The organism is Streptomyces sp. NBC_01190 (genome assembly GCF_045039895.1).
GTDB lineage: Bacteria > Actinomycetota > Actinomycetes > Streptomycetales > Streptomycetaceae > Actinacidiphila.
The window spans coordinates 489705-504473 of record NZ_CP108580.1; the positions used below are offsets into that span (position 1 = coordinate 489705).

Genomic DNA, 14769 nt, shown 5'->3' on the forward strand with positions numbered 1-14769 from the left:
CGGCGGACCGGCTGGTGGCACCAGCCGTCAGGGATCATTCTCCCGCGATCGGCTCCCGCCGGCGTCCCGCACGGCGGCGCCGTTGCCGTAGACCGGGGATGCGGGGTTGGCCGGGGTGGGGAGGGGTGGGGAGGGGTCAGACGGTGATCCGGTCGATGTCGGAGGAGTAGTCGGTCGGGTTGCCGAAGGTGACCGTGTTGCGGCCGGCCTTCAACCGGACCGGCACGGTGACCGATTGGGCGGCGCCCCAGTTGTTGTCGTTGCTGCCGGCCAGCGGGAGCTGGAAGGAGACGCCGCCCGCGGTGACGACGACGGTCCGGCCGGAGGAGCCGTCCACGTAGTCGAGCTTGAGCAGGTAGGTGCCGTCCTTCGGGGCGGTGACGTCGTTGATGGCCACCGAGTTGCCGCCGCCGCCGAGGTTGCCGACCTTCTTCCCACCGGAGCAGCCGGCGCAGTCCGCGACACTCGCGCTGCCGCTGACGGTGTTGGCGGGCGCCTCGGCCTCGTAGGAGACGGGGCCGCCCGCCGCCGGTGTGGTGACCGGGACCGCCGGGCCGGCCGCGGACCGGTGGCCGGCGGCGTCCTTGGCGGTGACGGTGAAGGAGTAGTCGGTGGCCGGGGTCAGTCCGCTGACCGTGGCGGTCGTGCCGGTGGTCGAGGTGACTTTCTTGCCGTTGGCGTAAATGTCATAGCCGGTGACCGGGGAGCCGGTGGTCCGCACCGCCTCCCAGGCCAGGGAGACGGAGGTCGCGGTGGCGGCGGTGCCGTGCGCGGCGAGCGGTACGGCCGGGGTGCCGGCGTTCTTCGGCGTGATGGTCAGCAGCCGCGAGCCGTGCGGCGGGAGTTCGGTGGTGAAGGCGCCACCGGCGCTGCCGAGGTTCTGGTGGCTCCACAGGTCGCGGAGGTTCGCCTTGCCGCTGATCCCGAGGTCGGCGAAGTCCGCGGTGACGTTCTGGTAGCCGGCGCCGAGGTTGAACAGGGCCACGGTGTAGCTGCCGTCCGCGTTGCGGGCGTACCAGACCTGCTGGTCGGTGGCCTGGCTGACCGGCCTGGCGGGGTTGCCCGCCTGGTCGACGGCGATCACCTCGTCGTTGGTGAGCAGCGAGAGGCCGTAGTCGTCGAGCTTGGTGAGGTCGTCACCGGTGTAGAGCGGCGCCGCCTCGATCGCCCACAGGGTCATGTAGCTCTGCCGCTCGACGTCGGTGAGTCCGTCCATCGGGCCGACGCCGACATCGAGGGAGTCCAGGTTGTTCCAGTGGCCGGGCGCGGCGTCGTCTATCCATGGCACGACATCGTTCCAGCGTTCCTTGACCGAGCTGTTCCAGGTCACCAGGGTGTCGCAGTAGCACTCGACGTCGGTGTCCACCCGCCAGCCGTTGGAGTTCTGCTTCCATACGTCGGCCTGGTTGTGGCTGAGCGACCACGACAAGGTGAGCTGGATCGGCCGGCCGGTGGCCTGGAGGGCGCTGTGCCAGGCCCGGACGTCGGGGATGTTGTCGTGGGCCGCGTCGCCCTGGTTGGAGCCGGGGCCGACGCCGTCCACCTTGAGGAAGTCCACGCCCCAGCCGGCCAGTTCGTCGGCGATGGAGTCGATGTACTTGGTGGTGCAGGGGCTGTCGAAGTCGAGCTGGTAGGAGACGTTGTCCCAGCCGCTGGTCTTGCGCAGGTCGGGGTAGACGATGTCCTTGGTGGTGCAGCCGGGCGCGTCGTAGATGGGGGTCTTGCCGTCGTTGTACGCGTCGAAGTAGAGGCCGACCGCCAGGTAGGTGCCGAACTTCAGTCCCTTGCGGTGCAGTTGGTCCCCGAGGTAGCCGAAACCGTCGGGGAAGGCGGTCTTGTCCGGGACCGGGCGGCCGTACTGGTCGAAGCCGCCCACCCAGCCGGCGTCCACGTTGACGTAGGTGTAGCCGTGGCCCTTGAGCTTCTTGGCCAGCACGTCCGCCTGTTGCAGGATGTGCGCCTCGGTGAGGTACTTCTCATTGCCGTAGCCGGGGAAGTTGGTGGACTCAAGGCTCCAACTGCTCCAGCCCATGTACGGCTTGTCCGCGAGCACCGACTTGTCCGCGAGCACCGCGGTGCCGGGGTGCGGGGCGGACGACAGGGCGGCCGACGGAGCCGCCGACGTCGGGGCTGCGGCCGGGGCGGCGGGGGTCGTACTGGCGGACGCGGCCGCGGGCACCACGAAGGCCGCCGCGAGTGCGGCGACCGCGAGCAGCGGCAGGGGGAGGCCGCCCCGGCGACCTGCCCGGAGGCGGGGCGGCGGCGGCCGGCGTCGTCCGCGTCCGGCGGACGCGGAGGTCTCTGCTGGTGCTGCTGGACGGGCCATGGATCTACTCCATCTCGACGCTGAGGTGTGCGGCGGAGAGCGGAACGGTCCTGGCGCTCCGGGGTACTCGGGGTACTCCGGCCGCCGGGACGGCGCTCTGGACGTTGATGTGGGCAGGGGTCGCTCGTCCTCGGACCGTTCCCCCGGTGGCGGTCGTCCCGGAACACCATCGAGGGGGCGAGGAAGTGCGGCGAATGTAGCCACGGTTTCCTTCCACCGTCAACATACTCGCCAGGAAAAACCCGATGTCTGGCGCTCGCAGGAACCGCGCCGACGGGGAAAAACGGGCAGGTATGGACCGAAGACCGCCGCAAAGATGGGGCCGACCGGCCTCAGCTCCGAACTTCCTTACTTTCCCCAGGAAATGTAGGGTTCGCCGCATGACGCTCGCCGATCAGCCGCCCGCCGCCGCTCTGGTCTTCCAGACCTTGCTCGCCCACGGCCCGCTCACCCGCGCCGAGGCCGGGCGGCGCACCGGTCTTTCGCCGGGCGCGGTCACCAAGGTGGCCACTCCCCTGCTGGCCGACGGCTGGATCACCGAACTGGGCCGGCCGGCGGTCGGGCGGGCCAACGGCAGGCCGGCCACCCTGATCGCGGTCCGCGGCGAACGCGCCCGCTTCATCGGCGTCAAGGTCACCGCGGACGAACTGATCGGCGTCCTCGCGGACCTGACCGCGCAGCCGCTGGCGGCGCGCCGGGTGGGCCTGGACTCGCGCGATGTCGGCACCGTGGTGCTGGCCATCGCCCGGCTGGTCACCGGGTTGCGCCAGGCGGCCGGCGCCGAGCAGGAGGGCGGGGTGCACAGCATCGGTGTCACCATCTCCGGCGATGTCGACGGGCACACCGGCACCGTGCAGTACTCGCCGTTCCTCAACTGGCGGCGGGTGCCGCTGGCCCAACTGGTGGCCGCCGCCACCGGCACCCCGACGGTGATCGAGAACGACGTCCGGGCGCTGACCGTGGCCGAGCAGTGGTTCGGGGCGGGCGCCGGGCTCTCGTCGTTCGCCCTGGTGACGGTCGGCGCCGGGATCGGCTGCGGGCTGTCCATCGGCGGCCGGGTGGTGTCCGGGGCGCACGGGGTGTCAGGGGAGGTCGGGCATCTGCCGGTCGGCGGCGGCGACCGTACCTGCACCTGCGGCAACACCGGCTGTGTGGAGGCGGTCGCCTCGACGCACGCCATCACCGAGCAGGCGCGGCAGGCCACCGGCGACCCCGAGCTGACGATGGAACAGGCGATACGGCTCGCGCACGCCGGGGACAACGCCGTACGGGCGGTCTTCGCGCGGGCCGGGCACGCGCTGGGCCTCGCCATGGCGTCGGTGGCCAATCTGATCGGTCCCGAGCGGATCATCATCTCCGGGGAGGGACTCGCCTCCTACGACCTGTTCGCCGACCAGATCCGGCAGACCTTCGCCGACCACGCGTTCGGCGCCGCGGGCGACTGCGACCTCGTCGTCCGGCCGCTGCCGTTCGAGGCGTGGGCCCGCGGCGGCGCGGCGATCGCCGCCCAACGGGTCTTCGCCCCCGCGAGGTAGGCGTATCCACCGACCGGCCCGGCATCGACTTGGTGGCGTGCTTCCTGCCGGCGCCGCACGCCGCTCCGGGGTGTGCCGCGGGGCCCGGACTCTCGGCGAATCCGGGCCCCGCGTCTGTTCGAGCCGTGGTCAGGACAGCTTCGACAGATCCTTGTTGAGCTCCAGCACATTGACGTGGCTCTCGCCCAGGAAGCCGAGGCTGCGGCCGTCCACATGGCCGGCGACCAGCTTGTGCACCGCGTCCGCGGTCAGGCCGCGGGCCTTGGCGACCCGGTTGACCTGCTCATAGGCGTAGACCGACGAGATATCGGGGTCGAGGCCCGAGCCGGAGGCGGTCAGCGCGTCCGGCGGCACCTTGGCGGGGTCCACCCCGTCGAAGGCGGCGACGTCGTGACGGCGCTGCTGGATCGCCTTGACCAGGTCCGGGTCGTTGGGCCCGAGGTTGGAGGCACCGGACGCCAGCGGGTCGTAGGACCCGGCCGACGGCCGCGGCTGGAAGTACTTCGGGTCGGGTCTCGGCGTCTCGTCGGCGTTGCCGGGGTCCTTCTTCGGCAGGTCGAAGTTCTGGCCGAGGAGGCTGGAGCCGACGACCTTGCCGTTCTGCTTGACCAGAGAGCCGTCCGCCTTGTGCTGGAAGGCCGCCTGGGCGATGCCGGTCACCGCGAGCGGGTAGACCAGGCCGCAGACGATCGTCATCAGGAGGAGGATGCGCAGCGCCGACAGGTGCCGGCGGATCGCGGTCGGAATGTTGTTCATGTCATGCACCTACTTTCTGCTCGGTCCGCCGGTCAGTTCAGTCCGGGTATGAACTGGATGATCAGGTCGATGGCCTTGATGCCGGCGAACGGCAGCACCAGACCGCCGACGCCGTACACCCAGATGTTGCGGTTGAGCAGCGCCGCGGCCGACGACGGCCGGTAGCGGACGCCGCGCAGGGCGAGCGGGATCAGCACCACGATGATCAGCGCGTTGAAGATGATCGCGGACGTGATCGCCGACTGGGGGCTGTGCAGGCCCATGATGTTGAGCTTGTCCAGGCCCGGATAGGCGACGGTGAACATCGCGGGGATGATCGCGAAGTACTTGGCGACGTCGTTGGCGATGGAGAAGGTGGTCAGCGCGCCCCGGGTGATGAGGAGCTGCTTGCCGATCTCCACGATCTCGATCAGCTTGGTGGGGTTGGAGTCCAGGTCGACCATGTTCCCGGCCTCCTTGGCGGCCGAGGTGCCGGTGTTCATGGCCACGCCCACGTCCGCCTGGGCCAGCGCGGGCGCGTCGTTGGTGCCGTCGCCGGTCATCGCGACCAGCTTGCCGCCCGCCTGCTCCCGCTTGATGAGCGCCATCTTGTCCTCGGGCGTGGCCTCGGCGAGGAAGTCGTCCACGCCGGCCTCGTCCGCGATCGCCTTGGCGGTCATCGGGTTGTCGCCGGTGATCATCACGGTGCGGATGCCCATCCGGCGCAGCTCGTCGAAGCGTTCGCGCATACCGGCCTTGACCACGTCCTTGAGGTGGATGACGCCGAGGACGCTCGCGGTCGTCGTGCCGCCGCGCCGGACGACCTCACCGACGACCAGCGGGGTGCCGCCGCTGGAGGAGATGGCGTCGACCGCCTGGCCGATCTCCTCGGTGGGGTGGCCGCCGTTCTCCCGGATCCAGTGCATGACCGAGGTCGCGGCCCCCTTGCGCAGAGCGCGGTGGTCGCCGTCCTCGGTGAGGTCGACGCCGCTCATCCGGGTCTGCGCGGTGAAGGGTACGAACTCGGCGTGCCCGAGTTCGCCCTCGGCGCGGCCCCGCAGACCGTAGCGCTCCTTGGCGAGGACCACGATGGAGCGGCCCTCCGGGGTCTCGTCGGACAGGGAGGAGAGCTGGGCCGCGTCGGCCAGTTCCGCCATGCTCACCCCGGTGACCGGCAGGAACTCGGCGGCCTGCCGGTTGCCGAGGGTGATGGTGCCGGTCTTGTCCAGCAGCAGGGTGTTGACGTCGCCGGCCGCTTCCACGGCGCGGCCGGACATGGCCAGCACGTTGCGCTGCACCAGCCGGTCCATGCCGGCGATGCCGATCGCGGAGAGCAGCGCGCCGATGGTGGTCGGGATGAGCGCCACCATCAGGGCGACCAGGATCACGATGGACTGCTCGGCGTGGGCGTAGATCGCCATCGGCTGGAGGGTGACGACGGCCAGCAGGAAGACGATGGTCAGCGAGGCGAGCAGGATGTTCAGCGCGATCTCGTTGGGCGTCTTCTGCCGGGAGGCGCCCTCGACCAGGGCGATCATCCGGTCGATGAAGGTCTCACCGGGCTTGGAGGTGATCTTGACGACGATCCGGTCGGACAGCACCCGGGTGCCGCCGGTCACCGCCGAGCGGTCACCGCCGGACTCCCGGATGACCGGCGCGGACTCACCGGTGATGGCGGACTCGTCCACCGAGGCGATGCCTTCGACGACATCGCCGTCACCGGGGATGATCTGCCCGGCCTCGACCACCACATGGTCGCCGAGCCGCAGGTCGGCGGCGGGCGCCGACTCCTCACGCGGGCTGGTGGCGGCGGGCCGCCAGTCGGTCAGCCGGCGGGCCACCGTCTCGGTCTTGGTCCGGCGCAGCGTTTCCGCCTGCGCCTTGCCGCGGCCCTCGGCGACGGCCTCGGCCAGGTTGGCGAAGAGCACGGTGAGCCAGAGCCAGACGGTGATCACCCAGGCGAAGACGCTGGGGTCCTTGATCGCGGAGAGGGTGGTCAGCACGGAGCCGACCTCGACCACGAACATGACGGGGTTCTTCACCATGACGCGCGGGTGGAGCTTCCTGGCCGCGTCGGGCAGTGAGACGAGGAGCTGCTTGGGGTCGAGCAGGCCGCCCGATATGCGGTGGGGAGGCTGGGCTGGGGCGGTGCCGCCGCCGGCCGGGACCGGAGGCCGGTCAGTGGTCAGGGACATCAGTGCAGACCTTCCGCGAGCGGACCCAGCGAGAGTGCGGGGAAGTAGGTGAGGCCGACGACCACGATGATCACGGCCGTGACCAGGCCGACGAACTGTGGCCGGTGGGTGGGCAGCGTGCCCGCGGTCACCGGGACGGGCTGCTGCCGGGCGAGCGAGCCGGCCAGTGCCAGTACGAAGATCATCGGCAGGAAGCGGCCGAAGAGCATCGCAAGCCCCAGCGCCGTGTTGTACCAGTGGGTGTTGACGCCGATACCGGCGAAGGCGGAGCCGTTGTTATTGGCCGCCGAGGTGAAGGCGTAGAGCACTTCGGAGAAGCCGTGCGGACCCGAGTTGAGCATCGAGGCCCGCTCGCCGGGCAGCGCCATCGCGGCGCCGGTGCCGATCAGCACCACGGCCGGGGTGGCGAGGATGTAGAGCGAGGCGAACTTCATCTCCCGGGCGCCGAGCTTCTTGCCGAGGTACTCCGGGGTCCGGCCGACCATCAGACCGGCCACGAAGACCGCCACGATCGCCAGGATAAGAATCCCGTAGAGACCGGAGCCGGTGCCGCCGGGGGCGACCTCGCCGAGCATCATGTTGAAGATCGTCATCCCGCCGCCGCCCGGCGAGAAGGAATCGTGGAAGGAGTTGACCGCGCCGGTCGAGGTCAGGGTGGTGGACGCGGCGAAGAGCGCCGAGGCCCAGATCCCGAACCGCTGTTCCTTGCCCTCCAGCATGCCGCCGGCCGCGTGGCCGGCCGCGCTGCTGTAGCTGTGCAGTTCGTTGACGGTGATCAGCGCCACCGAGGCGGCCCAGATCAGGCCCATCACGGCGAGGATCGCGTATCCCTGGCGGTGGTCGCCGACCATCTTGCCGAAGGTGCGCGGCAGCGAGAAGGAGATCACCAGCATCAGGTAGATCTCCAGCAGGTTGCTGAAGCCGGTGGGGTTCTCGAAGGGGTGGGCGGAGTTGGCGTTGTAGAAGCCGCCGCCGTTGGTGCCCAGTTCCTTGATGGCCTCCTGCGAGGCGGCCGGACCACCGGTGATCGACTGCCGGTCGCCCACCAGCGTGGTGACCTCGTGAATGCCGTGGAAGTTCTGGATCACACCGGTCGCGACCAGCACGATCGCGAAGACGAACGACAGCGGGACCAGCAGCCGCAGCGTGATCCGGGTCAGGTCGACCCAGAAGTTGCCCACCCGGTCGGTACGCCTGCGGGTGAAGCCCCGGATCAGGGTGGCGACCACTGCGATGCCGACGGCCGCGGAGACGAAGTTCTGCACCGCCAGGCCCATCATCTGGACCAGGTGGCCCATGGTGACTTCGCCGGAGTACGACTGCCAGTTGGTGTTGGTGACGAAGGAGGCGGCGGTGTTGAACGCCTGGTCGGCCTTGACCGGCGGGAAGCCCAGGGACAGCAGCAGATGGTTCTGGAGCCGCTGGAAACCGTAGAGGAAGAGCACCGACACCACGGAGAAGGCCAGCACGCTGCGCAGATAGACCGGCCAGCGCTGGTCGGCGTCGCCGTCCACCCCGGCCAGCTTGTAGATGCACTTCTCGACCGCCAGGTGCTTGCCGGTGGTGAGGATGCGGGCCATGTAGTCGCCCAGCGGGCGGTAGGTCAGCGCCAGCGCCCCGACGAGGGCGAGAATCTGGAGCCAGCCCGCAAGAGTGTCGTTCACTAGAACTTCTCCGGGTGTATCAGGGCCAGTACGAGGTAGCCGAGCAGGCCGCAGGCCACGATGAGACCGACGATGTTCTCGGCGCTCACAGCTTCTCGACCCCCTTGGCCACAAGGGCGAGCACGGCGAACACCGCGATCGTCACGGCGATGAAAACGAGATCGGACATGGGCTGAACCCCGGATCGTCGGATGGGCAGGTCATCAAAAGCACGGAAGGCACGGAAAGCACACCGGGAAATCCGGCCTCTCCAAGAAACCGCCTGCCCGGTACCGCTTCGAGGTTTGTTGACGCTTCCCTTGCGCCCGCGCCGACGACGTTGACGTAGTCTTGACGATGGGCGCACGGGGCTCGACGCACGGCCTCGGCAGCGCCTTCAATGGGGGGATCACGGGTGCGGGGCGGTCCGGAGCTCCCGGGGGTCCCAGGTCGAACGACGAAGAAGTCGGGAAGACGATGGCGGAGCAGGCAGGGCTGCGGCGGCGGCGTACGGTACTGGAGCACGAATGGGCCCGGCGGGTACCGCAGTTGCGGACGGCCGGGTGGCGCTCGATCGCCGGACCGCCGTTACGGACCGAGGTCACCGAGTCCTGGGTGCGTTCGCTGCCCACCGTGGACCCGGCGCTGGAGAGCGCGCCGCCGGCCGCGGGAGACGCCCGCTGGGCGGCCTCACCCCTCCATGGACCGGTCACCGATCTGGCGGGTGAGCTGCGGTGTATCGCCGAGGATGCCGGTTTCGTGGCCGCTGTGACGGACGCTACGGGCACCATCTTGTGGACCTGCGGCGGCCGGCTGATGCGGCGCAAGGCCGAGCAGGTCAATTTCGCGCCCGGCGGTCGCTGGGACGAGCCCGCCATGGGCACCAACGCGCTGTCGCTCGCGCTGCGCACCGGCCGGCCGAGCACCGTCTTCTCCGCCGAGCACCTGGTGGCCGCGCTGCACGGCTGGGTCTGCTATTGCGCGCCGATCCGCGGCGCGGACGGCCGGGTGCTGGGCGTGCTCGACCTCTCCACCACCTGGGACCGCTCGCACCCCCTGGCGCTGCCGACGGTCCGCACCCTCGCCACCGCGATCGAGGCGCGGCTGCGCCGGGCGGAGCCGCGCGACGGGCGGCCGGGGGCCGTCCCCTGCGGCGTCGAGCTGAGCTGTCTCGGTGCGGTCCGGGTGACCAGTGGCGGAGCCCGACTGCACTTGCCGCCGCGCCAGTTGGAGATCCTCGCGCTGCTCGCGCTGGAGCCGGACGGTTTCTCGCCCGAGCGGCTGCGCGAGTCGCTCTACGGCGACCGCTCGGTGAGCGCCTCCACCTTCAAGGCCGAGGTCTCGCATCTGCGGCGGGCGCTGGCCGGGGGCGTCACCACCCGGCGCTACACGCTCACCGCCCCGATCGGGTGCGATGCCACCGAGGTCCTGCGGGCGCTGGAGCGGGGTGACACCGCCACCGCGGTCGAGCGCTACCGCGGCCCGCTGCTGCCGCTCTCGGAGGCCCCCAGGGTGCTGGCCTGGCGCCGGCATCTGGAGGTGGGGGTACGGGAGGCGGTGCTGGCCTCGGCCAGCGCGCAGGACGCGCTGCGCTATGGGGAGCGGGCACCGTATGACGCGGAGGTGCACGAGCACGCGCTGCTGCTGCTGGGGCCGGGTGACGTACGGCGGGGCATCGCCGCGGCGCGGCTGGGGGCGGCGCGGGGGGTGTGAGGTGGGGGGTGTGAGGCGGAGGCGGCGGGGCGCGCCAACCTTTCGCCAACCTCCGGCGGCCACAGTGAGGGCAACGTACCCTCGCGTCTCAGGAGCGCCGCCATGGTCTACGCGCAGCCCGGCACCGAAGGCAGCATCGTCAACTACGCCCGACGCTATGACAATTTCATCGGCGGTGACTGGGTCGCGCCCGCCGAGGGCCGGTACTTCGACAACCCGTCCCCGCTGACCGGGGAGACCTTCTGCGAGGTGGCCCGCTCCACCGCCCCCGACGTCGAACTCGCCCTGGACGCCGCCCACGCGGCCGCCGGTCCATGGGGCCGCACCTCGCCCGCCGAGCGGGCGCTGACCCTCCACCGGATCGCCGACCGGATCGAGGAGAACCTGGAACGGCTGGCGGTCGCCGAGACCTGGGAGAACGGCAAGCCGGTACGCGAGACGCTCGCCGCCGATCTGCCGCTGGCCGTCGACCACTTCCGCTACTTCGCCGGGGCGCTGCGGGCCCAGGAGGGCAGCATCTCGGAGCTCGACGCGGACACCGTGGCCTACCACTTCCACGAGCCGTTGGGCGTGGTCGGCCAGATCATTCCCTGGAACTTCCCCATCCTGATGGCCACATGGAAGCTGGCGCCGGCGCTCGCGGCCGGCAACTGCGTCGTCATCAAACCGGCCGAGCAGACCCCGGCGAGCCTGCTGCTGGTGATCGAGCTGATCGCCGATCTGCTGCCGCCCGGCGTGGTGAACGTCGTCAACGGCTTCGGCGTGGAGGCCGGCAAACCGCTGGCGTCCAGCGCGCGGGTGGCGAAGGTCGCGTTCACCGGGGAGACCACCACGGGCCGGCTCATCATGCAGTACGCCAGCGAGAACATCATCCCGGTGACACTGGAACTGGGCGGCAAGAGCCCCAACATCTTCCTCTCCGACGTCGCCGCCGCCGACGACGACTTCCTGGACAAGGCGGTCGAGGGCTTCGTGATGTTCGCCCTCAACCAGGGCGAGGTCTGCACCTGTCCGTCCCGGGCGCTGATCGCGGCTTCCATCTACGACGAGTTCATGGCCCGCTGTCTGGAGCGCACCAAGGCCATCAAGGGCGGCAACCCGCTCGACCCGGCGACCATGCTGGGCGCGCAGGCCAGCAACGACCAGTACGAGAAGATCCTTTCGTATATCGACATCGGCAAGCAGGAGGGCGCGGAGATCCTCACCGGCGGCGGCCGGCGCACCGTCGAGGGCCTGGAAGGCGGCTACTACATCGAGCCGACCGTCTTCCGCGGCACCAACGACATGCGGATCTTCCAGGAGGAGATCTTCGGCCCGGTGGTGTCGGTGACCACCTTCGACTCCGTCGACGAGGCGCTGAAGCTCGCCAACGACACGCTCTACGGCCTCGGCGCCGGCCTGTGGACCCGGGACGGCAGCACCGCGTACCGGATGGGCCGCGAGATCAAGGCCGGCCGCGTCTGGACCAACTGCTACCACGCCTACCCCGCCCACGCGGCCTTCGGCGGCTACAAGAACTCCGGGATCGGCCGGGAGAACCACAAGATGATGCTGGAGCACTACCAGCAGACGAAAAACCTGCTGGTCTCGTACTCCCCGAAGAAGCAGGGCTTCTTCTAAACCCCTCCCATCGTCGCCTGACCTGGGCGTATCCCACGTCAGGCGACCATGTGGAAGATCATCGCCGTCGCGGCAGATTACTACTGGTTCTCCCGATATCTCCCACCGGTATCCCACCTCTGACCATCTGTTCCGGACCATTCCCGGTCCAAACTGGCTTGGACTGAGGCGTCTCGGCTTCCAGCCGCGCGTCCCACCGACCCATGGAATCCTCGATCAGACTGTTGGCGTGATCTTGGGCCCCGGTGATGAACTTGGCGTAGTAGCGGAACATGACCTGGATTCCCTGTCCCGCCCGACGGGCGCATTCAGCAGGGTCCACACCGGAAGCCAGCCAGAACGAAATCCCGGCCGGCGGAGATCGTAGGGGCGCTTCGCCAGAAGGACGGCGTGCTCGTCAAGATCCAGGGCCGCCTCACGTGCTCTCGCCCACGTCAGGCCGTAGGCACGGGGATCGATGTAGCCTCCCGTCTCGTTCCGGAAGACACGCCCGTCTGATGCGACACCGAACTTCTCGATATGGACCCGAAGCATCTGCACCAGTGTGGGCGGTATCGGGACGGGTCGAGTAGCTCCGGCGGCGCGGCGTTTCAGCGGATGGACTTCATGGACAGCGCCGTTGTCGGTCCACCCCTTCCCGGTTGTGACGACGCCGCCCTTGAGGTGGAGCAATCCCCAGCCACTCAGCGGAAGTCGGCACTGCGACCGCTGGAGGTGGATCACCTCAGCCGGACGCATCGCCGCGTAGTACATACAGGCGAAGAATGCCTGCAAGTGTGGCCCCCTGCCCTTCTGGGAACCGACCGCGACCAGCAGGCGTGCGACCTGGTCCGGGTTGGGGACACCATCGGGGTCAATCTCGTCTACCGTTTCGGGTGCCCTCCAGTTCACGCCGCCCATCGGACTCTGCGCGAAGCAACCTCGCTGGACGGCCAGCCTGAAAACCTCGTTCACTGCAGCCTTTTTGCGCCTCACGGTCTTCGCCGCCGCAGGATGACCGTCCACCTTGCGCGTCAGGGCGTCGAGCCCCCTTCTCAGCACATCCGGGTCCTCAAGTTCGCTGAGCGGCAGTGAAGCACGCTCGATCCACGTCAGGGCTGCCTGCCACTCATCGGGAGGATCGACGGCCCAGGCATTTTTGTTGAACGCCCACGAGTACAGCGCGCGCCTCAGCACTCGAGCATCGGGGTAGGCTGGCTTCATCTGCACAAGTGCAGGGGTAATGGTGGCCAGTGCGTCGGCCAGAGTTCGTCTCGTATTGCCCGGAGTACGGTCCCACCGCTGGTCCATGTACGCGCGAGCAAAGATGTACCAGGTGGTTCGCTGCCTGACAGCACGGATCTCGGAGGCTGGCAAGCCCGTCTGCTGGTCGAATGGCTCACCGTCGCGCGCAGCCGTCATCAGCTTAGAACGCCGGCTCTCCGCAAGCCCCTTCGTGGCGAAGGATTCGGACTTCTCACGCCCGTCAACGGTCCAACGAACTTGGTAGGGCATGCGACGCTCAGGGCGTTCACGAATTTCCCAGAACCGTACATTGTAGCTCATCATCAACGCGAGGTAATCCGTTCACATTCCTGCCACCAGGCGTCCAGGTCGGACCGTCGACAACGGAGCTCACCATTCGGGAGTTTAATCATGCGCGGTGCCTGGTTGCGGGCACGCAGACGGTAGAAAGCGGATGGACTCATCCGAATCTCCGCCAGAACTTCGGCTAGTTTGAGCGCAGGAGGGCGTGGCATTTTTCCCTTCATGTTACGGGTAGTCAGCAATTAGCGAGGGCTTCGTTCCTCTTCGACCAGGGGCGAAGTACACCAGGGACGTCATCCATGATCCAGAAGAAACACGTTTTGCCTGACGGTATTTTTCGTGCTATCTAGCGCCGCTCAGCATGTGATAGCTCAGGTATCTGACCGAACGAACCCGGCGACTAGGGAGTGTCCGGCGGATCATGTGACCTTCTGACCGGTCGCTCGTTGGTTCGGGCATGGGTCGGGGGGATCTGACGAACCGCGAGTGGCCGTTACTGGAGCCGCATCTGCCACCTCTGGGTAGCCGGGGTGGCCGGTGGAACGATCACCGCATCGTGGTGAACGGGATCCTGTTCCAGGTCCGGACCGGTGTCCCGTGGCGCGACCTGCCGGAACGTTATGGCTCGTGGAAGACCGTCTATGAACGGCATCGCCGCTGGTCGGCGGACGGTACCTGGGACCGGATCCTGCAAGGGGTCCAGGCCGACGCCGACCTGGCAGGGCGGATCGACTGGTCGATGGTCGGCGTCGACTCGACATCCTGCCGGGCCCATCATCACGCGGCCGGCGCCCGCAAAGCCCGTCCGCGGATCCCGAAAAAAGGACGACGCCCCGGCACCACCGCCCCGACGAGGGACTCGGACGGTCACGGGGCGGCCTGACCTGCAAGATCCACCTCGCCGGCGAAGGCGGCTGCCGCCCCATGGCCCTCCTGCTCACGCCGGGGCAGTGGGGCGACGCCCCGCAGATGATCGAGGTCCTGGACCGGATCAGGGTTCCCCGGCCGCTGGGCGGAAGGCCCCGGACCCGGCCGGATCACGTCAGCGGCGACAAGGCTTACAGCTCCCGCCGAAACCGCCGCTACCTGCGAAGGCGCCACATCCGGCACACGATCCCGGAACCGAAGGACCAGCGGGCCAACCGCCGCCGCAAAGGCAGAGAAGGCGGTAGGCCGACGGGCTTCGAACGCGACCGCTACCGGCGCCGCAACGAGGTCGAACGGACCATCAACCGGCTCAAGAACTCCCGGGCGGTCGCGACCCGTTACGACAAGCGGGCCTACGTCTTCCACGGCACCGTCACCGCCGCAGCGATCCGACTCTGGCTCCGCCAGTGATCCGCCGGACACGGCCTAGGCCACCATCTCGATGGCAGACACGTCCACAACTTCGTCAGGTGATCAGCGCCAACCCCTCCTGCGCGTGGAGGACCCACTACTGAGTTCAGCCGCTCCCTCACGACCGGGCCTGACGC

General features: G+C 69.0%; 11 protein-coding genes. 4 read left to right on the plus strand and 7 right to left on the minus strand.

The window, feature by feature from the left end; all coding sequences use genetic code 11:
• Positions 1–136: 136 nt before the first annotated feature.
• Complete coding sequence (locus tag OG519_RS02125; protein WP_405577864.1) at positions 137–2326, minus strand: fibronectin type III domain-containing protein; 2190 nt, start codon at positions 2324–2326, stop codon at positions 137–139.
• 380 nt (positions 2327–2706) lie between these two features.
• Here OG519_RS02125 and OG519_RS02130 point away from each other — a divergent pair, with 380 nt between their 5' ends.
• Positions 2707–3861, plus strand: coding sequence for an ROK family protein (locus tag OG519_RS02130; protein ID WP_405577866.1), 1155 nt, complete (start codon positions 2707–2709; stop codon positions 3859–3861).
• Positions 3862–3990: 129 nt separating this feature from the next.
• On the opposite strand, the gene kdpC is transcribed toward OG519_RS02130, so the two are convergent.
• The 4 genes from kdpC to kdpF are packed head-to-tail and all read right to left on the minus strand — an operon-like array spanning position 3991 to position 8544.
• Entirely contained in the window at positions 3991–4617 is a 627-nt protein-coding gene (gene kdpC / locus OG519_RS02135) for a potassium-transporting ATPase subunit KdpC (protein ID WP_405577868.1), read from the minus strand.
• 32 nt (positions 4618–4649) lie between these two features.
• Positions 4650–6791 carry a potassium-transporting ATPase subunit KdpB gene (kdpB, locus tag OG519_RS02140; RefSeq protein WP_405577870.1) on the minus strand — a complete coding sequence of 714 codons (2142 nt, stop codon included), beginning with the start codon at positions 6789–6791 and terminating at the stop codon, positions 4650–4652.
• Positions 6791–8455, minus strand: a complete 1665-nt coding sequence (gene kdpA, locus OG519_RS02145; RefSeq protein WP_405577872.1) for a potassium-transporting ATPase subunit KdpA — start codon at positions 8453–8455, stop codon at positions 6791–6793. Before kdpA ends, kdpB begins: the two co-directional genes overlap by 1 nt.
• Entirely contained in the window at positions 8455–8544 is a 90-nt protein-coding gene (gene kdpF / locus OG519_RS02150; RefSeq protein WP_386437515.1) for a K(+)-transporting ATPase subunit F, read from the minus strand. Before kdpF ends, kdpA begins: the two co-directional genes overlap by 1 nt.
• Before the next feature lie 367 nt (positions 8545–8911).
• Here kdpF and OG519_RS02155 point away from each other — a divergent pair, with 367 nt between their 5' ends.
• Complete coding sequence (locus OG519_RS02155) at positions 8912–10147, plus strand: GAF domain-containing protein (RefSeq protein WP_405577875.1); 1236 nt, start codon at positions 8912–8914, stop codon at positions 10145–10147.
• 102 nt (positions 10148–10249) lie between these two features.
• Complete coding sequence (gene adh / locus OG519_RS02160; RefSeq protein ID WP_405577877.1) at positions 10250–11767, plus strand: aldehyde dehydrogenase; 1518 nt, start codon at positions 10250–10252, stop codon at positions 11765–11767.
• Between the two features lie 216 nt (positions 11768–11983).
• Here the strand turns inward: adh and OG519_RS02165 are convergent, their stop codons facing one another.
• Entirely contained in the window at positions 11984–13315 is a 1332-nt protein-coding gene (locus OG519_RS02165; RefSeq protein ID WP_405577879.1) for a tyrosine-type recombinase/integrase, read from the minus strand.
• Positions 13315–13506: a helix-turn-helix transcriptional regulator gene (locus OG519_RS02170; RefSeq protein WP_405592408.1), complete on the minus strand. Its 192-nt coding sequence runs from the start codon at positions 13504–13506 to the stop codon at positions 13315–13317. Before OG519_RS02170 ends, OG519_RS02165 begins: the two co-directional genes overlap by 1 nt.
• A 245-nt stretch (positions 13507–13751) precedes the next feature.
• Here OG519_RS02170 and OG519_RS02175 point away from each other — a divergent pair.
• A protein-coding gene (locus OG519_RS02175; RefSeq protein ID WP_405577881.1) for an IS5 family transposase occupies positions 13752–14632 on the plus strand; the annotation gives its coding sequence in 2 pieces (ribosomal slippage) (positions 13752–14112 and positions 14112–14632; 882 coding nt in all).
• Positions 14633–14769 lie beyond the last annotated feature (137 nt).

Bases quoted from the DNA above. Each gene is read 5' to 3' on its own strand.
- OG519_RS02170 (WP_405592408.1), bottom strand. From the start codon at position 13,506: ATGCCACGCCCTCCTGCGCTCAAACTAGCCGAAGTTCTGGCGGAGATT.
- OG519_RS02155 (WP_405577875.1), top strand. From the start codon at position 8,912: ATGGCGGAGCAGGCAGGGCTGCGGCGGCGGCGTACGGTACTGGAGCAC.
- OG519_RS02165 (WP_405577879.1), bottom strand. From the start codon at position 13,315: ATGATGAGCTACAATGTACGGTTCTGGGAAATTCGTGAACGCCCTGAG.
- OG519_RS02130 (WP_405577866.1), top strand. From the start codon at position 2,707: ATGACGCTCGCCGATCAGCCGCCCGCCGCCGCTCTGGTCTTCCAGACC.
- kdpB (WP_405577870.1), bottom strand. From the start codon at position 6,791: ATGTCCCTGACCACTGACCGGCCTCCGGTCCCGGCCGGCGGCGGCACC.
- OG519_RS02125 (WP_405577864.1), bottom strand. From the start codon at position 2,326: ATGGCCCGTCCAGCAGCACCAGCAGAGACCTCCGCGTCCGCCGGACGC.
- kdpC (WP_405577868.1), bottom strand. From the start codon at position 4,617: ATGAACAACATTCCGACCGCGATCCGCCGGCACCTGTCGGCGCTGCGC.
- adh (WP_405577877.1), top strand. From the start codon at position 10,250: ATGGTCTACGCGCAGCCCGGCACCGAAGGCAGCATCGTCAACTACGCC.